Origin of the sequence: Streptomyces sp. 184 (assembly GCF_045781775.1) — a bacterium.
Lineage (GTDB): Bacteria > Actinomycetota > Actinomycetes > Streptomycetales > Streptomycetaceae > Streptomyces.
On record NZ_CP123230.1, the window covers coordinates 5,062,607 to 5,081,032 of the forward strand.

At 73.9% G+C, this 18,426-nt stretch carries 16 protein-coding genes; 9 read left to right on the forward strand and 7 right to left on the reverse strand.

Features of this window, described 5'->3' with window-relative positions; genetic code table 11:
- The first annotated feature begins 11 nt into the window (after positions 1 to 11).
- Both QBL21_RS21330 and QBL21_RS21335 read left to right on the forward strand, forming a co-directional pair.
- On the forward strand, positions 12 to 335 hold the full coding sequence (locus QBL21_RS21330) for a hypothetical protein (RefSeq protein WP_407563824.1): 324 nt from the start codon (positions 12 to 14) through the stop codon (positions 333 to 335).
- 135 nt (positions 336 to 470) lie between these two features.
- Positions 471 to 1,691: an alanine racemase gene (locus QBL21_RS21335; RefSeq protein ID WP_407563825.1), complete on the forward strand. Its 1,221-nt coding sequence runs from the start codon at positions 471 to 473 to the stop codon at positions 1,689 to 1,691.
- Positions 1,692 to 1,736: 45 nt separating this feature from the next.
- Here QBL21_RS21335 and QBL21_RS21340 read toward each other — a convergent pair whose 3' ends face one another.
- Genes QBL21_RS21340 through QBL21_RS21350 form a run of 3 tightly spaced genes read right to left on the reverse strand, consistent with a single transcriptional unit; the run spans position 1,737 to position 5,346 of the window.
- Positions 1,737 to 2,522 carry a 3-oxoacyl-ACP reductase gene (locus tag QBL21_RS21340; protein ID WP_407563826.1) on the reverse strand — a complete coding sequence of 262 codons (786 nt, stop codon included), beginning with the start codon at positions 2,520 to 2,522 and terminating at the stop codon, positions 1,737 to 1,739.
- Positions 2,523 to 2,527: 5 nt separating this feature from the next.
- The gene (locus QBL21_RS21345; RefSeq protein WP_407563827.1) at positions 2,528 to 3,895 is read right to left on the reverse strand and encodes an aldehyde dehydrogenase family protein; all 1,368 of its coding nucleotides are present in this window, start codon (positions 3,893 to 3,895) and stop codon (positions 2,528 to 2,530) included.
- Between the two features lie 59 nt (positions 3,896 to 3,954).
- A complete protein-coding gene (locus QBL21_RS21350; RefSeq protein ID WP_407563828.1) occupies positions 3,955 to 5,346 on the reverse strand; it encodes a glutamine synthetase family protein in 1,392 nt (463 codons plus the stop codon).
- Positions 5,347 to 5,442: 96 nt separating this feature from the next.
- On the opposite strand from QBL21_RS21350, the gene QBL21_RS21355 reads away from it, so the two are divergent.
- From QBL21_RS21355 to QBL21_RS21365, 3 genes are all read left to right on the forward strand, one after another.
- Positions 5,443 to 6,183, forward strand: coding sequence for a FadR/GntR family transcriptional regulator (locus tag QBL21_RS21355; RefSeq protein WP_407563829.1), 741 nt, complete (start codon positions 5,443 to 5,445; stop codon positions 6,181 to 6,183).
- Positions 6,184 to 6,315: 132 nt separating this feature from the next.
- On the forward strand, positions 6,316 to 7,830 hold the full coding sequence (eat, locus tag QBL21_RS21360; RefSeq protein WP_407563830.1) for an ethanolamine permease: 1,515 nt from the start codon (positions 6,316 to 6,318) through the stop codon (positions 7,828 to 7,830).
- A 19-nt stretch (positions 7,831 to 7,849) separates the two neighbouring features.
- The gene (locus QBL21_RS21365; RefSeq protein WP_407563831.1) at positions 7,850 to 8,542 is read left to right on the forward strand and encodes a gamma-glutamyl-gamma-aminobutyrate hydrolase family protein; all 693 of its coding nucleotides are present in this window, start codon (positions 7,850 to 7,852) and stop codon (positions 8,540 to 8,542) included.
- Between the two features lie 5 nt (positions 8,543 to 8,547).
- Here the strand turns inward: QBL21_RS21365 and QBL21_RS21370 are convergent, their stop codons facing one another.
- The gene (locus tag QBL21_RS21370) at positions 8,548 to 9,405 is read right to left on the reverse strand and encodes an SAM-dependent methyltransferase (protein WP_407563832.1); all 858 of its coding nucleotides are present in this window, start codon (positions 9,403 to 9,405) and stop codon (positions 8,548 to 8,550) included.
- Positions 9,406 to 9,647: 242 nt separating this feature from the next.
- On the reverse strand, positions 9,648 to 10,595 hold the full coding sequence (locus tag QBL21_RS21375; RefSeq protein WP_407563833.1) for a LysR family transcriptional regulator: 948 nt from the start codon (positions 10,593 to 10,595) through the stop codon (positions 9,648 to 9,650).
- 71 nt (positions 10,596 to 10,666) lie between these two features.
- Between QBL21_RS21375 and QBL21_RS21380 the strand changes: the two genes are divergently transcribed.
- Positions 10,667 to 11,800, forward strand: coding sequence for a TDT family transporter (locus QBL21_RS21380; RefSeq protein WP_407563834.1), 1,134 nt, complete (start codon positions 10,667 to 10,669; stop codon positions 11,798 to 11,800).
- Positions 11,801 to 11,810: 10 nt separating this feature from the next.
- Positions 11,811 to 12,536, forward strand: coding sequence for a helical backbone metal receptor (locus tag QBL21_RS21385; RefSeq protein ID WP_407563835.1), 726 nt, complete (start codon positions 11,811 to 11,813; stop codon positions 12,534 to 12,536).
- A 72-nt stretch (positions 12,537 to 12,608) separates the two neighbouring features.
- Here the strand turns inward: QBL21_RS21385 and QBL21_RS21390 are convergent, their stop codons facing one another.
- Both QBL21_RS21390 and QBL21_RS21395 read right to left on the reverse strand, forming a co-directional pair.
- Positions 12,609 to 15,236, reverse strand: a complete 2,628-nt coding sequence (locus tag QBL21_RS21390) for an ABC transporter permease/substrate binding protein (RefSeq protein WP_407563836.1) — start codon at positions 15,234 to 15,236, stop codon at positions 12,609 to 12,611.
- Positions 15,229 to 16,299: a glycine betaine/L-proline ABC transporter ATP-binding protein gene (locus QBL21_RS21395; protein ID WP_407563837.1), complete on the reverse strand. Its 1,071-nt coding sequence runs from the start codon at positions 16,297 to 16,299 to the stop codon at positions 15,229 to 15,231. Before QBL21_RS21395 ends, QBL21_RS21390 begins: the two co-directional genes overlap by 8 nt.
- Positions 16,300 to 16,534: 235 nt before the next feature.
- On the opposite strand from QBL21_RS21395, the gene QBL21_RS21400 reads away from it, so the two are divergent.
- Together QBL21_RS21400 and QBL21_RS21405 are read left to right on the forward strand one after the other, a co-directional pair.
- Complete coding sequence (locus QBL21_RS21400) at positions 16,535 to 17,446, forward strand: 5'-3' exonuclease H3TH domain-containing protein (RefSeq protein ID WP_407566501.1); 912 nt, start codon at positions 16,535 to 16,537, stop codon at positions 17,444 to 17,446.
- 103 nt (positions 17,447 to 17,549) lie between these two features.
- Positions 17,550 to 18,413: a siderophore-interacting protein gene (locus QBL21_RS21405; protein WP_407563838.1), complete on the forward strand. Its 864-nt coding sequence runs from the start codon at positions 17,550 to 17,552 to the stop codon at positions 18,411 to 18,413.
- Positions 18,414 to 18,426 lie beyond the last annotated feature (13 nt).

Sequence of the window (18,426 nt, forward strand, 5' to 3'; positions counted from 1 at the left end):
GGTGCGGCGGCGTGGGCGAGGCGGACGCCGGGGATGCCGGGGACGCCGGGGTCGCGGGGGATGCCGCGCAGGCGGACGGGGCGGACGGCGGCGGGGGTTCGGCCGGCGGCGCGGGGCGCGGGGGCCGTACGGGCGCGGTGGCCGAAGCGGGTTCGGCGGCCGGCGCCGGGGCGCCGGCGGTGGCCGCGGTGCCCGCGGACTGCGCCGGCAGGGCGGGCAGGGCGGGCTCAGCGCCGGCCCGCGGCTTCGCCGCGGACGGGGAGTCCGGCGACGGCGGGGCCGCGGGCGTCTGCTCTGCGTCCGTGCTCAACAGCCCCCTCACTCCCCTCCTGTGAGTAGCCCCGGATGACCTGCGGACAGGCGCTCGCGACACTCTACTGGGCTCCCGCGACGGACGGTGCGCCGCCCGAATGCCTCATCCCGTCCGCACCCCCTACCGCCTCCCGGCCACGCGGTGGCAGGCTTCCCCCATGCCGGACCACACCGCCTTCATCCCTGATCACGCGGCCCTGCGCGCCCGCTACGACCGGGCGACCGCCGCGCTCGACGCCCCGTTCGCCGCCGTCGACACCGAGGCGTTCGACGCCAACGCCGCCGCTCTGGTGCGCCGCGCCGCGGGCAAGCCGGTCCGGGTGGCGAGCAAGTCGGTGCGCTGCCGGGCGCTGCTGGAGCGGGTGCTCGCCCGGCCCGGCTTCGCCGGGATCATGTCCTTCACGCTCGCCGAGTCGCTGTGGCTGGCGCGCTCCGGCTTCGAGGACGTGCTGCTGGCCTACCCGTCCGCCGACCGGGCCGGCTTCGCCGAGCTGGCCGGGGACCCGAAGCTCGCCGCCGCGGTGACGGTGATGGCCGACGACCCCGCGCAGTTGGACCTCGTGGACGCCGCCCGCGGGCGGGGGCGCGAGGAGGTGCGCGTCTGCCTGGAGCTGGACACCTCGCTGCGGCTGCTCGGCGGCCGGCTGCGCGTGGGCGCCCGCCGCTCGCCGCTGTCGGACGCGGCGGCGCTGGCGGCGGTGGCCCGCGAGGTGGTGCGCCGGCCGGGCTTCCGGCTGGTGGGCCTGATGGCGTACGAGGGGCACGTGGCCGGCGTCGGGGACGACGTGCGCGGGTCGCCGGTGCGTTCGCGCGGGATACGGCTGATGCAGGCCGCGGCCCGCCGGCAGCTCGCCGAGCGGCGGGCGGAGGCGGTGGCGGCGGTGCGCCGGCTGGCGGACCTGGAGTTCGTCAACGGCGGCGGTACGGGCAGCGTGCAGCACACCGCCGCGGAGGACGCGGTCACCGAGGTCGCCGCCGGCTCGGGGCTCTACCAGCCGCGGCTCTTCGACAACTACACGGCGTTCGACGGCCGCCCCGCCGCCGTCTTCGCCCTGCCCGTCGTACGCCGCCCGGGCGTCGGCGTCGTCACCGTCCTCGGCGGCGGCTACCCCGCCTCCGGTGCCCCGGGCGCCGACCGGCTGCCCGTGCCGTACCTGCCGGAGGGCCTGCGCTACGACCGGCAGGAGGGCGCCGGCGAGGTGCAGACCCCGCTGCTCGGCTCCCCGGCCGACGACCTGCTGGTCGGCGACCGGGTGTGGTTCCGGCACGCCAAGGCGGGCGAGCTGTGCGAGCGCTTCGACGCGCTGCACCTGATCGAGGGCGAGCGCGTCACGGAGGCCGTCGCGACGTACCGCGGCGAGGGCCGTACGTTCCTGTGAGCGCCCCCGCCCGGTGGCCGCACCCGCCCGGCGAGCGCCCCGCGCCTACAGGGGCGTGACGTAGGCGCCCGCGATGCCCCCGTCGACCAGGAACTCCGCGGCGTTGACGAACGACGCGTCGTCGCTGGCCAGGAACGCCACCGCCGCGGCGATCTCCTCCGCCTCCGCGAAGCGGCCCGCGGGGATGTGCACCAGCCGCCGGGCCGCGCGCTCCGGGTCCTTGGCGAACAGCTCTCGCAGCAGCGGGGTGTTGACCGGCCCCGGGCACAGGGCGTTGACGCGGATGCCCTCGCGGGCGAACTGCACGCCCAGCTCGCGGGACATGGCCAGCACGCCGCCCTTGGACGCGGTGTAGCTGATCTGGGAGGTCGCGGCGCCCATGACGGCCACGAACGAGGCGGTGTTGACGATGGAGCCGCGGCGCTGCCGCTGCATGTACGGGATGGCGGCCTTGCAGCACAGGTAGACGGAGGTGAGGTTGACCTCCTGCACGCGGCGCCAGGCGTCGATGCCGGTGAGCAGGATCGAGTCGTCCTCGGGCGGCGAGATGCCGGCGTTGTTGAACGCGACGTCGACCGAGCCGTACGTGTCGTACGCGGTCCGGAACAGCGCCTCGACGTCGTCCTGGACGGTGACGTCGGCGCGTACGAACAGCCCGCCGGCCGCCTCGGCCGCCGCCTTGCCCGCGGCCTCGTCGATGTCGGCGCACACGACGTGCGCGCCCTCGGCCGCAAGCCGGCGGGAGGTGGCCAGGCCGATGCCGCTGCCGGCTCCGGTGACGACGGCGGTGCGGCCGGGCAGCCGGCGGCAGACGGGGGTCTGGTCGGTCAACGTGCTCACTCCTCGGTGCCGATGAAGACGTTCTTGGTCTCGGTGAACGACGCGAGTGCGTCCGGGCCCAGCTCGCGGCCGAGGCCGGACTGCTTGAAGCCGCCGAAGGGCGTCCAGTAGCGCACGCTGCTGTGCGAGTTGACCGAGAGGTTCCCGGCGGCCACGGCGCGCGAGACGCGGATGGCACGGCCGGTGTCGCGGGTCCACAGCGAGCCGGACAGGCCGTACGGGCCGGCGTTGGCGAGGCGTACGGCGTCGGCCTCGTCGTCGAAGGCGTGGACGACGGCGACGGGGCCGAAGACCTCCTCGCGGCTGACCGGGGCGTCGGGCGGCGCGTCGGTGAGGACGGTGGCGGGGTACCAGTACCCGGGTCCGCCGGGGACGGTGCCGCGGATGGCGGCGGGCCGCGACTCGGGAACGTGGCCGCGGACCCGTTCGCGGTGGGCGGCGGAGATCAGCGGGCCCATCCGCGTGGCGGGGTCGGCGGGGTCGCCGGCGGTGAAGGCGAGGACGGCGGGCTCCAGCAGGGCGAGGAAGCGGTCGTACACGCTGCGCTGGACGAGGATGCGGCTGCGGGCGCAGCAGTCCTGGCCGGTGTTGTCGAGGAACGAGCCGGGGGCGGCGGCAGCGGCGCGCTCCAGGTCGGCGTCGGCGAAGACGATGTTCGGGCTCTTGCCGCCGAGTTCGAGGGTGACGCGCTTCACATGCTCCGCGCAGCGGGCGGCGATGCGCTTGCCGACGGCGGTGGAGCCGGTGAAGACGATCTTCGCCACGTCCGGGTGCTCCACCAGCGCCGCCCCCGCGACCGGTCCGGCGCCCGGCACGACCTGGAACAGCCCCTCGGGCAGGCCCGCTTCGAGCGCCAGCTCCGCGAGCCGCAGCGCGGTCAGCGGGGTGGTCTCGGCGGGCTTGAGCACGACGGCGTTGCCGGCGGCGAGCGCCGGGGCGGTGCCCCAGGCGGCGACGGGCATGGGGAAGTTCCACGGGGCGATGACGCCGACGACGCCGAGCGGTTCCGCGAAGGTGACGTTCAGCCCGCCGGCCACCGGGATCTGGCTGCCGGTCAGCCGCTCCACTCCCCCGGCGGCGTAGTCGAGGAGGTCGCGTACGTTGCCCGCCTCCCAGCGGGCGGCGGCGACCGGGTGACCGGCCTCGGCGACCTCCAGCCGGGCCAGCTCCTCGGTCCGGGCGTCGACCTCGGCGGCGAAGCGGCGCAGCAGCCGGGCGCGGTCACCGGGGGCGAGGGCGGCCCAGTGCCGCTGGGCCGCGGCGGCGCGGGCGACGGCGGCGCCGACCTCGGCGGGGCCGGCGGCCGGGACGGTGGCGACGGTCTCCTCGGTGGCGGGGTTGACGACGGTGTGCTCGTGCGGCACGGCGGGTGCCGCCGGTGTTGCGGGTGTTTCTGATGCCGGTGCTGCCAAGGGGTTCGACCTCACATGCGCTCGAAGGACCGGAAGCGTTCCCAGTCGGTGACGGCGGTGTCGTACGCCTCCTGCTCGACCCGCGCCATGTTGCGGTAGTGCCGTACGACGTCCTCGCCGAACGCCTCCCGGGCCAGGGTGCTGCCGCTCCACAGCTCGGCGGCGTCCCGCAGGGTGGCCGGGACGTGCGCGGCGTCGCCGGCGTAGGCGTTGCCGGTGCAGGCGGCGGGGAGTTCGAGCTTCTGCTCGACGCCGTGCAGCCCGGCGGCGATCATCCCGGCGACGGCGAGGTACGGGTTGACGTCGCCGCCCGGCAGCCGGTTCTCCAGCCGCAGCGAGGCGCCGTGGCCGACGACGCGGACGGCGCAGGTGCGGTTGTCGGGGCCCCAGGCGACGGCGGTGGGGGCGAAGGAGCCAGGGCTGAACCGCTTGTAGGAGTTGATGTTCGGGGCGTAGAGGAGCGTCAGTTCGGGCAGGCAGGCGAGCTGGCCGGCGACGAAGTGCCGCATGGTCTCGGACATGCCGTACGGGTCGGGCTCCTCGTCGGACCCACCGGGGGCGGCGAAGACGGGGGCGCCGTCGGCGTCGCGTACGGACAGGTGGATGTGGCAGGAGTTGCCCTCGCGCTCGTCGTACTTGGCCATGAAGGTCAGCGCCGTGCCCTCCTGGGCGGCGATCTCCTTGGCGCCGGTCTTGTAGATGCTGTGCTGGTCGCAGGTGGTCAGGGCGTCGTCGTAGCGGAAGGCGATCTCGTGCTGGCCGAGATTGCACTCGCCCTTGGCGGACTCCACGGTCAGGCCGGCGGCGGCCATCTCGTTGCGTATGCGGCGCAGCAGGGGCTCGATGCGGCCGGTGCCGAGGACGGAGTAGTCGACGTTGTACTGGTTGGCGGGGGTCAGGCCCCGGTACGCGCTGTTCCACGCCTGCTCGTAGGTGTCCTTGAAGACCATGAACTCCAGCTCCGTGCCCACGTACGCGGTCCAGCCGCGGGCGGCGAGCCGGTCGAGCTGGCGCCGCAGCACCTGCCGCGGGGAGGCGGTGACGGGCGCGCCGTCGTGCCAGGCGAGGTCGGCGGTGACCATGGCGGTGCCGGGGTGCCAGGGGATCCGGCGCAGGGTGGCGAGGTCGGGGTGCATGGCGAAGTCGCCGTAGCCGCGCTCCCAGGAGGACATGTCGTAGCCGTCGACGGTGTTCATGTCGGCGTCCACGGCCAGCAGGTAGTTGCAGCCCTCGGTGCCGTGCGCCAGGACCTCGTCGAGGAAGAAGGGGGCGGCGAAGCGCTTGCCCTGGAGCCGGCCCTGCATGTCGGTGAAGGCCAGGACTACGGTGTCCAGCTCACCGGCGTCGACGAGCCGGTGCAGCTCGGACACGGGCAGCGCGGGGGTGCGGTCGGAGTCGGTCACGGCTCGGTCTCCTCTTCTGCGGACGTCTTAAGGTAGGCGTGGATACCTTTGGTTGTGAAGTAGGCCGGGGCAGCGGGTCGGGAGGGCGGGGTCGGGATGAGAGCGTTCACCAGCGCGGCGGCCGGTGACGGGCTGCGGACCGTACTGCGTCCGGTGCGCGCGGGCAACGGCTTCGAGGAGGCGCTGGAGCAGATACTCCAGGTGCTGCGGCTGGGCCTGGTGCCGCCGGGCGGGCGGCTGCCCGCGGAGCGCGAGCTGGCCGAGCGGCTGCGGATCAGCCGGGTGACGCTGCGGGACGTGCTGAAGGTGCTCCAGGACGAGGGCCTGGTGGAGAGCCGCCGGGGGCGCTACGGGGGCACGTTCGTACGGGAGCGCACGCCCGCGCGCCGGGACGCGCAGGAGGAGTTGCGCCGGCGCACGGAGCGTACGGACCTGGAGGACGTGCTCCGCTTCCGCGAGGTGCTGGAGACCGGCGCCGCGGAGCTGTGCGCCGGCACCGGGCTCGCGGCGGAGCAGCGGGCGCGGCTGCGCGCCGCGCTCCAGGCCACCCAGGACGCGCCGCTGGGCGACTACCGGCGGCTGGACACCCTGCTGCACCTGACGCTGGCCGAGCTGGCGGGCTCGCCGCTGCTCGCCGCGCAGTACGCGGCCGTACGCGCCACCGTCAACGACCTGTTGGACTGCATCCCGCTGCTGGTCAGGAACCTGGAGCACAGCCAGGCGCAGCACGCCGCGCTCGTCGGGGCGGTGCTCGGCGGCGACCCCGGCGCCGCCCGCGAGGCGATGCGGGAGCACTGCGCCGGCACGGCGGCGCTGCTGCGCGGCTTCCTGGGCTGAGCGCCGCCGGCCGGCGCCGGGCCGCGTAACAGGACGTTCATGCACGGGGCTTGCGCTCGTCACGTCGGCGCCGCAAAGGTATGGGGCCACACCAATACCGGTTCTCACGTCCGTTGAGGCAGGAGCGGCACCATGAGCGAAGGCACCGAGTCCCGCACCGCACCGCCCGGCCCCCGGGCCGCTCCCGACGCCGGCCCCGGCGCCGCCCCCGGCTCCGGCCCCGCCCCGCACGCCGCCGCGGACGACGCCTACCTCAAGCGCCGCGCGCTGCGCGCCGGCAGCGCCGGGCCGCTGCTGCTCACCGGCCTCGGCGTGGCGTACGTCGTCTCCGGCGACTTCTCCGGCTGGAACTTCGGCCTGGCGGAGGGCGGGTTCGGCGGCCTGGCCATCGCCGCGCTGCTGATGGGCGTGATGTACACCTGCCTGGTCTTCGCCCTCGCCGAGCTGGCCGCCGTCCTGCCCACCGCGGGCGGCGGCTACGGCTTCGCGCGCAAGGCGCTGGGCCCCTGGGGCGGGTTCATGACCGGGACGGCGATCCTCATCGAGTACGTCCTCGCGCCGGCCGCGATCGTCATCTTCATCGGCGACTACGTCGAGTCCCTGGAGCTGTTCGGGCTCACCTCCGGCTGGCCCGTCTACCTCGCCTGCTTCGCGATCTTCCTCGGCATCCACCTGTGGGGCGTCGGCGAGGCGCTGCGCTTCAGCCTCGTCGTGACCGCCGTCGCGGTCGCGGCGCTGCTCATCTTCGCCATCGGCGCGATCACCGAGTTCAGCGCCGGCTCGCTGAACGACATCCCCGTCGACTCCGGCGCCTTCGGCGCCAACTCCTGGCTGCCGTTCGGGATCATGGGCATCTGGGCGGCGTTCCCGTTCGGGATGTGGTTCTTCCTCGGCGTCGAGGGGGTGCCGCTGGCCGCGGAGGAGACCAGGAACCCGTCCCGTACGCTGCCGCGCGCGATGGCCTGGGCGATGGGCATCCTGCTGCTGCTCGCCGTCGTCACCTTCATCACCGCGGCCGGCGCCCGCGGCTCGGCGGCCGTGCAGGGCGCGGGCAACCCGCTGGTCGAGGCGCTGCAACCGGACGGCGAGGCGACCGCGCTCAGCCGGTTCGTCAACTACGCGGGCCTCGCCGGGCTCGTCGCGTCGTTCTTCTCCCTCATCTACGCCGGCTCGCGGCAGCTCTTCGCGCTCTCCCGGGCCGGCTACCTGCCCCGCGTCCTCTCCCTCACCTCCCGCCGCAAGGCCCCGTACCTGGGCCTGCTCGTGCCCGGCGCGATCGGCTTCGCGCTGGCGGCCGGCACCGGGGACGGGGCGCGGATGCTGAACGTCGCGGTGTTCGGGGCCACCATCTCGTACGCGCTGATGGCGCTCTCGCACATCGTGCTGCGCCGCCGCGAGCCCGGGCTGCACCGCCCTTACCGCACTCCCGGCGGGGCGGTGACGTCCTCGGTGGCGTTCGTGCTCGCGCTGTCGGCGCTGGTGGCGACGTTCCTGGTGGACAGGTGGGCGGCCATGATCGCGGGCTGCGTATACGCGGTGGCCGTGGGATATTTCGCCCTCTACAGTCGGCACCGTCTGGTCGCGGCGGCGCCCGAGGAGGAGTTCGCGGCGCTGGCCGAGGCGGAGGCGGAACTGGAGCGCTCCTAGGCGAAGCGGAGGAGACCTGATGACCCGGCCCCTGATCGGCATCTCCACCTACCTCGTCGACGAGGCCCGGTGGGGTCGGTGGCGCCTGCCCGCCGCCCTGCTGCCCGCCGGGTACCACCGCCTGGCCCAGCGCGCCGGCGGCCTTGCGGCCCTCCTCCCGCCGGACGACCCCGCCCGCGCGGCGGAGACGCTGCGCCGCCTTGACGGCCTGGTCGTCGCGGGCGGCCCGGACCTGGACCCCGCCCGCTACGGCGCCCCCGCGGACGCCCGGACGGACGCCGTCACCCCCACCTCCCGCGAGCGGGACGCCTGGGAACTGGCCCTGGTCGACGCGGCGCTGGCCGCGGAGCTGCCGCTGCTGGGGGTCTGCCGCGGGGCCCAGGTGCTGAACGTCGCCCGCGGCGGCACGCTGTGCCAGCACATGGAGGGCCACCGCGAGAGCCCGGGCGTCTTCGGCGCACACGAGATCAAACCGGTCCCGGGCACCCGGCTCGCCGCGCTGCTGCCGGAGGCGGTGACGGTCCCGGCGTACCACCACCAGGCGATCGCGGAACTGGGCGACGGCGTGATCGCCTCCGCGTACGCGGCGGACGGGGTGGTGGAGGCGGTGGAGCTGCCGGACGCGGGGGCCTTCGCGCTGGGCGTCCAGTGGCACCCGGAGATGGGCGAGGACGTGCGGGTGATGCGGGGCCTGGTGGAGGCGGCGGGCTGAGCCCCTCAGTCCCCGGGCTTGCGGACGATGCCGCCGTACTCGTAGACCGGCTTGGCGTGCTTCGTCGTACCCAGATAAGGCGCGAGCACCGGGTCGACGGGGGCCAGCGGCGGCTGGAACCGGTCGGGCCGCCAGTCGACCAGATCCACCAGCCCAGGCTCCACGGGTTCGAGCCCCGCGACCAGGGCATCGACCTCGGCCGGCGTGCGGGTCTGCCACGGGATGCCCTTGGCGCGGACGCTCGCGGTCATCGCGGCGCTGGTGGCGGCGTCGTCGGTCGCCACCTGCGACAGGCACACGCAACTGCCGGGCCGGGCGCGGTCGAGCACGGCGCCGAGCACGCCGACGGGGTCGTCCTCGTCGGGTACGTGGTGCATGACCGACAGGTAGAGCACGGCGAGCGGCTCGTCGAAGTCGATGAGCCGGCCGACGGTCGGGTCGTCGAGGATGGCGGCGGGCTCGCGCAGGTCGCCGTCGACGACGATGGTGGAGTCGTCCTCGGCGAGCAGCGCGCGGCCGTGGGCGAGGACGATGGGGTCGTTGTCGACGTACACGACGCGGGCGTCGGGGGTGAAGCGCTGGGCGACCTGGTGGACGTTGTTGTCCGTGGGCAGCCCGCAGCCCATGTCGAGGAACTGGCGGATGCCGGCCTCCTGCACGAGCCAGCGCACGGCCCGGAAGAGGAACAGGCGGTTCTCGCGGGTGATGTCGAGCCCGGCGGGGAACTCCTGGAGCTGCCTGAGGGCGAACTCCCGGTCCACGGCGTAGTTGTCCTTGCCGCCCAGCAGCCAGCCGTAGACACGGGCGGACGTCGGCCGGTCGACGGACACGCCGGGTATGAAGGACTGGTCGTCTGCTGACACCACGCGCTCCCCGCGTCACTCGACGCCTCGACGATCAAGCTCAGGTGGGAACGAGGGTAACGCAGCGGGCCGGTGGATGCAGAGGGTACGGGAGTGCAAGGCGCAGCCCTGTCGGGGGGCTCGGGGACGGGGCCGCGAGGAGGCGGCAAGAGGCACATCCGGGGCGCCCCGGCCGCCCCGGGCCCGGCCGGCGCCCGCGCCCGTACGGCATCCGGCGGCACTCGGGCCCGTGCGACGCCCGGCTACGAGCCCGGCCCCGCTGTCGTTCTCGTCAGGGACAACAGGTCGCGGGCCGGGCCCGTGGGGCGCTGGCCGCGGGGCCAGACCGCCCGGAGTGCCCGGGTCAGGTCCAGGCCCGCCACCTCCACCGCCACCAGCCGCCGCGCCGCCACCTCGTCCGCCACCGCCAGCTCCGACAGCACCGCCGGCCCCGCCCCCGTCACCGCCGCCGACTTCACCGCCGTCGTCGACGCCAGCTCCAGCAGCGGCACCCCCAGCCCGCCGTACGGGGCCAGCGCCCCGTCCAGCACCTGCCGCGTACCCGAGCCCTGCTCCCGCAGCACCAGCGCCGCCCCCGCCAGCTCCGCCGGCGGCAGCCGGCGCCGCCGCGCCCAGGCGTGCGACGGCGCGACCACGACCAGCAGCCGGTCGTGCCCGATGACCGCGCCGTCCAGCCCCTCCGGCGCCGCCGCGCCCTCGACGAACCCCAGGTCCGCCGCCCCGTCCCGGACCTGCGACGCCACCGCCACCGAGTTGCCCGCCAGGAGCGACACCGCCGTCTCCGGCCGCGCCGCGCGCAGCGCGACCAGCCACCCCGGCAGCAGGTACTCCGCGACGGTGAGGCTCGCCGCCACCCGCAGCCGCGAGTCCCGCCGGGCGCGCAGCGCCTGCGCGCCCGCGTCGAACGCCTCCGCGGCCTCCACCACCCGCCGGGCCCACTCCGTCACGACGCCGCCCGCCTCGGTGAGCCGCGAGCCGGCCGGCGAGCGGTGCACGAGCGCGACGCCGAGCCGGCGCTCCATCGACCGGATACGGGCGCTGGCCGCGGGCTGGCTCACGCCGACGGCCTTCGCCGCCCGCCCGAGGCTGCCCAGCCGGGCGACGGCGAGCAGCAGCTCCAGCGCCGCCAGGTCCGGCACCCGGCGGGCCAGCGACGCCTCCGGGGCGTCCCCGGCCTCGTACTCGCTCATAACCCCACCTTATGGGCCGATAGAGAAGCGGTCCCTACCAGCCAACCCGCGCCCCCGGCGAGGCTGACACCATGGCCGCCACCACGCTCGTCCGCCCGCGCCCTCGCCCCGGCCCCCGTCCCGGCCCCGGCTCCCGCCGCGACGCCGCCCGCGAGCGCCGGCCGTTCACCCGCGACCTCGGCCCCCAGTGGTACGCCTGCGTCATGGGCACCGCCATCGTCGCCACCGCCGGCGCCGCGGTCGGCCTGCCGGACGCCGCGCTCCTGCCCGTCTGGGCACTCTCCGCCGTCCTGCTCGCCACGCTGCTGGCCGCGCGCGCCGTGCACTGGGCCCGGCACGCCGACCGCGCCCGCGCGCACCTCGCCGATCCGGCGGTCGCGCCGTTCTACGGATGCCTGTCGATGGCCCTGCTCGCGGTGGGCGCCGCGACGACGGCGGCGGGCGCGCGGGTGACCGGCGCGGACGCCGCGTTCGCCGTCAACGCCGCGCTGTGGATGGCCGGTACCGCGGTGGGTCTCGTGGCGGCCGTCGCCGTGCCGTATCTGATGGTCGTACGCCACCGTGTGCGGCCCGGCGGCGCCTCCCCCGTGTGGCTGCTGCCGGTGGTGGCGCCGATGGTGTCGGCCGCGACGGGCCCGGCGCTGGCGCCGCGGCTGCCGGCCGGGCAGTGGCGGGAGTCGCTGGTGCTGGGGTGCTTCGGGATGTTCGGGATGAGCCTGCTGGCGACGCTGATGATGCTGCCGCTGGTGTTCGCCCGGCTGGTGGAGCGGGGGCCGCTGCCGCTCGCGCTGACACCGGCGCTGTTCCTGGTGCTGGGCCCGCTCGGGCAGTCGACGACGGCGGCGGGGGCGCTGGCGGACGGCTCGGCGGCGGTGCCGGGCGCGTTCGCGACGCTGTACGGGGTGCCGGTGCTGGGCTTCGCACTGCTGTGGCTGGCGGTGGCGGGGGCGCTGGTCGCACGCGCGGTGCGGCGCGGCATGCCGTTCGCACTGACGTGGTGGGCGTTCACGTTCCCCGTGGGCACGTGCGTGACGGGCGCGGCGAGCCTGGCGGAGCACACCGGGCTCGCGGCGTTCCGCGGGCTGGCGGTGCTGCTGTACGGGCTGCTGGTGGCGGCCTGGCTGACGGCCGCGGTACGTACGGGGGCGGCCGTGGCCCGCGGCGACCTGCCGGCGGGCCCGGTGGGCGGCGGCCCGTCGCCGTAGCCTGAAGGGCATGGCACGCAGGCGGGTGGTTTCCCTGGTTCCGTCGCTGACCGAGGCGATCGCCGTATCGGCGCCCGGCGCGCTCGTCGGCGCCACCGACTGGTGCGGCCACCCGGCAGGGCTCGATGTCGTGAGGGTGCGCGGGACCAAGAACCCGGACGTCGGGCGGATCGTCGCGCTGGCGCCCGACCTGGTCCTCGCCAACGAGGAGGAGAACCGCGAGCCCGACCTCGCCGCGCTGCGGGCGGCCGGTCTCGACGTGCTGGTCACCGAAGTCCGCACGCTGGCGCAGGCGTTCACCGAGCTGGCGCGGGTGCTGGCGGCGTGCGGGGCCCCGGCGCGGCCGGAGTGGCTGGACGCCGCCCGGGCGGCGTGGCGGGACCTGCGGCCGCCGGCGGGGCGTGAGCGGCGGGCGGTGGTGCCGGTGTGGCGGCGGCCGTGGATGGTGCTGGGCCGGGAGACGTTCGCCGGGGACCTGCTGGCGCGGCTGGGGGTGGAGAACGTGTACGCGGGGCACGCGGAGCGGTATCCGCGGGTGCCGCTCGCGGAGCTGCGCGGAAGCGGGGCGGAGCTGGTGGTGCTGCCGGACGAGCCGTACGCGTTCGCGGCGGACGACGGCCCGGAGGCGTTCCCGGAGACGGCTTCGGCGCTGGTCAGCGGGCGCCATCTGACGTGGTACGGACCGTCGCTGGCGGCGGCGCCGCAGGTGCTGGGCGCGGCGCTGCGCGGGGCGTAGGGAAGTCGGCAGCCGAGCGCCCCGCCACCCCCCGGGAGGGGGACGGCGGGGCGCCCGGCGTCGGACCGTCGGTCAGGACAGCGGTGCGATCCTGTCGATGACCTTCGGGTTGTCGTCCATCCACTTGCGGGCGGACTCCTTCTCCTTGCCCTCCCCGCCGTTCTGGATCTCGACCTCCAGCGAGGACAGCTCCTCCTCGGAGAGCTTGAAGTCCTTCAGCCACTCGTGGAACTCCGGGAAGTCCTCGGCGAAGTCCTTCTTGGCCACGGTGTGGATGTCGTCGCCCTCGCCCCAGGCCCCCTTCGGGTCCTCCAGCTTGGTCAGGTCCCACTTGCCGTAGGCCCAGTGCGGCGACCACAGCGTGACGACGATGGGCTCCTTCTTGTCGTACGCGCGCTCCAGCTCGGCGAGCATCGAGGAGGTGGACGAGGAGACGACCTCCCAGTCCTCCAGGCCGTACTCGCCCACGACCTTGTCCTTGAGGATCCCCATCATCCCGGCACTCGCCTCGATGCCGATGATCTTCCCCTCGAACTCGCCCTTGTGATCCTTCAGATCCTCAAGCGACTTGATGTCCTTCATGTACGACGGAACGGACAACTCCAGCGTCGTGGGCCCGTACCAGGAGCCTATGTCGGTGAGGTCGTCGCCGAATCTCTCCCAGTACTGCTCGTGCGTGACCGGTAGCCAGGCGTCGAACTGCACGTCCATCTGGCCCTCGGCGAGCGCCGTGTAGAGCGGGCCGGGGTCGAGCTGCTTGACGTTGGTCTTGTAGCCGCGGTCCTCCAGCACGTTCTGCCACAGGTACGTGGACGCGATGGCCTCGTCCCACGGGAAGTAGCCGAGGTTCACGGTCTTGCCCGCGTCCTTGCCCTGCGTGCCGCCGCTGCCGCCCTTGGGCAGCGGGGCCATCTTGTCGACGTAGCCCTCGTTCTTCTCCAGCCAGTCGCGGACGGCCTGCTGCTCGTTGCCCTCCCCGGCGTCGACGATCATCTCCTCCAGGCTGGTGAGCTCCTTCTCCTTCATGGTGAAGTCGCGCAGCCACTCGGCGACGACGGGCTCGTCCTTCGCGAAGCCCTTGCGGGCGGTGGTGTGCACGTCGTCACCGGAGCCCCAGGCGCTCTTGGGGTCCTCCAGCTTGGTCATGTCGTACTTGCTGTACGCCCAGTGCGGCGACCAGAGCGTGACGACCACCGGCTCCTCGGCCTGGTAGGCGCGCTCCAGCTCGGCGAGCATCGAGGAGGTGGACGAGGAGACGACCTCCCAGTCCTCCAGGCCGTATTCATTGACGACCTTGTCCTTGAGGATCCCCATCATCCCGGCACTCGCCTCGATGCCGATGATCTTGCCCTCGAACTCGCCCTTGTGATCCTTCAGATCCTCAAGCGACTTGATGTCCTTCATGTACGACGGGACGGACAGCTCCAGCGTGGTGGGCCCGTACCAGGAGCCCATGTCCTCCATCTTGTCGCCGAACTTCTCCCAGTACTGCTCGTGCGTGACGGGCAGCCAGGCGTCGGTCTGGAAGTCGACCTGACCCTCGGAGACGGCGGTGAAGAGGGGGCCGGGGTCGAGCTGCTTGGTCTCGGCCTCGAAGCCGCGCTGCTCCAGCACCTCCTGCCACAGGTAGGTGGAGGCGATGCCCTCGTCCCAGGGGATGTAGCCGATGTCGATCTGGCGGCCCTGGCCGACGTCCGTGGAGGCGGCTGCCTGCTGGGTGCCCTCGTCGTCGTCGGATTCGGCCAGGTTCAGCCCGCCGGCGAGCAGCGCCAGCACGACGATGCCGACGGTGGCGATCGCGGTGGTGGGCTTGTAGTGCAGGAACTTCCACCGGTCGACCGCGGCGGCGGTCTTGGCCAGCGCACGCCGGCCCAGCGGCGAGACGCGCTGGTTGAGCGCGCCGGTCATCCGGTCCAGGTACATGGCGAGGATGACGACGACCAGGCCGCTCTCGAAGCCGGTGCCGATGGCGACCCGGGTGACGGCGTTGTAGACGACCTCGCCGAGGCCGCCGCCGCCGACCATGCCGGCGATGACGACCATGGACAGCGCGAGCATGATCACCTGGTTGACGCCGGCCATGATCGTCGGCAGCGCCAGCGGGAGCTGCACGCGGCGCAGCGTGTCGGCGGGCTTGGTGCCGAACGCCTCGGCGGCCTCGACCAGTTCGGCGTCGACCTGCCGGATGCCCAGCTCGGTCATGCGCACGCCGGGCGGCATGGCGAACACGATGGTCGCGATGATGCCCGGGGTGATGCCGATGGAGAAGAAGATGACGCCCGGGATCAGGTAGACGAAGGCGGGCATCGTCTGCATGAAGTCGAGCAACGGCCTGACGGCGGTGCTGACGACCTTGTTACGGGCCGCCCAGATGCCCAGCGGCACGGCGACCACCACGGTGATGGCGGTGGCTACCAGCACCATCGACAGGGTTTCCATGGCCTCCGGCCACAGTTGCACCGAGTCGACGATGGCGAAGCCGGCGAACGCGAGCACCGCGGGCAGCGGGCCGCGCAGCCAGAAGGCGATCACGGCGAAGATGCCGGCCATGACGAGCGGTTCCGGCGCGTCGAGGACGGCGTTGACGCCGTCGTACATGCCGGTGAGGACCGTGTCGATGAAGTCGAAGAGCCAGCCGAGGTGGTCCTTGAGCCAGTCGACGACCGACTCGACCCGGGACCCGAAGTCGATCTCAGGCACCGGCGATCACCTTTTCGCCCTCGTCGTCGCCGGCCTGGTCGCCGAGGATGGACAGCAGCCGGCCGCGCTCGACGAGGCCGACGAGGTCGCCGTCCGCGTCGGTGACGCCGACGGCGTCGTCGCCGGTCGCGAACGGACCGAACAGCTCGGCGACGGGGGTGTCCTCGGTGACGCTGACGGGCGCGGCGAGGCGCAGCTCCTTCGGGGAGAGGCCGTCCTGCGGCTCCTCCATGATGGAGCCGGCGGTGAGCACCCGGGTGCGGTCGACGTCCTCGACGAAGCGGCGGACGTAGTCGTCGGCGGGCCGGACGAGGATGTCCTCGGGGGTGCCGATCTGGACGATGCGGCCGTCGCGCATGACGGCGATGCGGTCGCCCAGGCGCATGGCCTCGTTCAGGTCGTGGGTGATGAAGACGATGGTCTTCTTCAGCTTGGACTGGAGCTCGATGAGCTGGTCCTGCATGTCGCGCCGGATCAGCGGGTCGAGGGCGCTGAAGGACTCGTCCATGAGCAGCAGGTCGGCGTTGGTGGCCAGCGCGCGGGCCAGGCCGACGCGCTGCTTCATGCCGCCGGACAGCTCGTCGGGCCACTGGTGCTCCCAGCCCTTCAGGCCGGTCAGCTCCAGGGCCTCGGTGGCGCGCTGCTCGCGCTCCGCCCGGGGTATGCCCTGGACCTCCAGCCCGTACGCGGCGTTCTCCAGGACGCTGCGGTGCGGGAAGAGCGCGAAGTGCTGGAAGACCATGCTGATCTTCGTGGAGCGCACCTCGCGGAGTTGGCGGTCGGTCAGCGACGTCAGGTCCTGGCCGTCGAAGAGCACCCGGCCCGACGTGGTGTCGAGCAGCCCGTTGAGCATGCGCAGCAAGGTGGACTTGCCGGACCCGGAGAGGCCCATGACCACGAATATCTCGCCGGACTCGACGGTGAACGAGGCGTCCACCACCGCGGCGGTTGTGCCCTTCTTGCGAAGTTTCTCGCGGTCTTCGCCCGCCTCTAGCCTGGCGACCGCGTCCTCTGGCCGTTTACCGAACACCTTGTAGAGGTGCTCCGCCTGGAGCCTGCTCACATACACCTCACGCCTCGAACGGAAAAATCGACCTGCCTCCCCCGTCGGCAGGTCGTGGAGTGACGCGGGTTCTGCCCGTGTGCTCACCGAATTGTCCGTGTATAAACCATCGGTTCACTCCACCTCCGCCGCTGCCCAGGATGGCGATGTCCAAACCATTGCGTGACCCAGTTCACATCTCGATCGCGTTTGGTCGCGGCGCATACGGCATCATCAGGGGATGACCCGACGCCTGATGCTGCTCGACACGGCCAGCCTCTACTTCCGCGCGTACTTCGGCGTACCGGAATCGGTCACGGCCCCGGACGGCACTCCCGTGAACGCCGTGCGGGGGCTGCTCGACTTCATCTCCCGCCTCGTCGCCGACCACCGCCCGGACGACCTCGTCGCGTGCATGGACGCGGACTGGCGCCCGCAGTGGCGGGTGGACCTCATCCCGTCGTACAAGGCGCACCGGGTCGCCGAGGAGCACCCCGGCGAGGCGGAGGCGGACGAGGAGGTCGTGCCGGACACGCTGTCGCCGCAGGTGCCGGTCATCGAGGAGGTGCTGGACGCCCTCGGCATCGCGCGGGTGGGCGTGGCCCCGTACGAGGCGGACGACGTGATCGGCACGCTCACGGCGCACGCGACCGGGCCGGTGGACATCATCACCGGCGACCGCGACCTCTTCCAGCTCATCGACGACGCCCGCGGGGTACGGGTGGTGTACCCGGTCAAGGGCGTCGGCAACGCCACCGTCCTGGACGGGGCGGCGCTGCGCGAGAAGTACGGCGTCGACGGCTCCGGCTACGCCGACCTGGCCCTGCTGCGCGGCGACCCCAGCGACGGCCTGCCGGGCGTGCCCGGCATCGGCGAGAAGACCGCCGCCAAGCTCCTCGACGCGTACGGCGACCTCGCCGGCATCATGGCCGCCGTCGGCGACCCGTCCTCGCGGCTCACCCCGGCGCAGCGGCGCCGGCTCGACGAGGCGCGGCCGTACGTCGAGGTGGCGCCGAAGGTGGTGCGGGTCGCGGCCGACGTGCCGCTGCCGGCGTACGACCCGGCGCTGCCGCGCACGCCCCGGGATCCGGAGCGGCTGGCGGCGCTCGCGAAGCGCTGGGGGCTCGGGGGCTCGCTGGAGCGGCTGCTGACGACGCTGCGCGGCTGAGGCGGGGCCCCGGACGGGGCACGCCGGTCGGTTTCCGGCCACGGAACGATCGCCGGGGTGTTAGGTTAGGTAACCCTAACTTCCCTTCGTCCCGGAGGTTCACGTGGCAGACCGCCCCACCGGCCGGAAGCGCCAGGTCCACACCGCCCGCGTGGTGCGCACCGAGCAACTCACCCCGCACATGGTGCGCGTGGTCCTCGGCGACGAGGAGTTGCCCGGCTTCACGGCGGGCGAGTGGACCGACCACTACGTCAAGCTCCTCTTCCCCGCGCCGGGCGCGGAGTACCCCGAGCCGTACGACCTGGAGGCCATCCGCCGCGACCTGCCCCGCGACCGGTGGCCGCTGATGCGCACGTACACCGTGCGCGACTGGGACCCCAAGGCGCGCGAGCTGGCCCTGGACTTCGTCGTGCACGGCGACGCCGGCGTGGCCGGCCCGTGGGCGCTGCGCGCCCGGCCGGGCGAGGTGGTGCGCTTCCTCGGCCCCGGGGGCGCGTACGCGCCGAGCCCGGCCGCCGACTGGCACCTGCTGGCGGGCGACGAGAGCGCGCTGCCGGCCATCGCCGCCTCGCTGGAGCGCGTCCCCGACGGCGCCGTGGCGCACGTGCTGATCGAGGTCGCCGACGCGGCCGAGCGCCAGCCGCTGGCCGCCCCCGAAGGCGCCGGGGTCACCTGGCTGTACCGCGACGGACGGCCGGTGGGCCGGGCCCTCGTGGAGGCGGTGAAGGCGCTGGACTTCCCGCCCGGCCGCGCGCACGCCTTCGTGCACGGCGAGGCCGCAATGGTCAAGGAGCTGCGCCGGCACCTGCGGCTGGAGCGGGAGATGCCGCGCGAGCAGTTGTCGATCTCCGGCTACTGGCGGCTCGGCCACGACGAGGACGGCTGGCAGTCCTCCAAGAAGCAGTGGAACGAGGCCGTCGAGCGCGAGCAGGAGGGTACGGAGCCGGCCGCCGGCTCCGTACCCTGAGCCCCGCGGGGCG

What these genes read in the sequence shown, in the direction of transcription:
- QBL21_RS21335 (WP_407563825.1), top strand. Translation starts at nt 471, where the DNA reads ATGCCGGACCACACCGCCTTCATCCCTGATCACGCGGCCCTGCGCGCC.
- QBL21_RS21355 (WP_407563829.1), top strand. Translation starts at nt 5,443, where the DNA reads ATGAGAGCGTTCACCAGCGCGGCGGCCGGTGACGGGCTGCGGACCGTA.
- eat (WP_407563830.1), top strand. Translation starts at nt 6,316, where the DNA reads ATGAGCGAAGGCACCGAGTCCCGCACCGCACCGCCCGGCCCCCGGGCC.
- QBL21_RS21365 (WP_407563831.1), top strand. Translation starts at nt 7,850, where the DNA reads ATGACCCGGCCCCTGATCGGCATCTCCACCTACCTCGTCGACGAGGCC.
- QBL21_RS21375 (WP_407563833.1), bottom strand. Translation starts at nt 10,595, where the DNA reads ATGAGCGAGTACGAGGCCGGGGACGCCCCGGAGGCGTCGCTGGCCCGC.
- QBL21_RS21380 (WP_407563834.1), top strand. Translation starts at nt 10,667, where the DNA reads ATGGCCGCCACCACGCTCGTCCGCCCGCGCCCTCGCCCCGGCCCCCGT.
- QBL21_RS21385 (WP_407563835.1), top strand. Translation starts at nt 11,811, where the DNA reads ATGGCACGCAGGCGGGTGGTTTCCCTGGTTCCGTCGCTGACCGAGGCG.
- QBL21_RS21400 (WP_407566501.1), top strand. Translation starts at nt 16,535, where the DNA reads ATGCTGCTCGACACGGCCAGCCTCTACTTCCGCGCGTACTTCGGCGTA.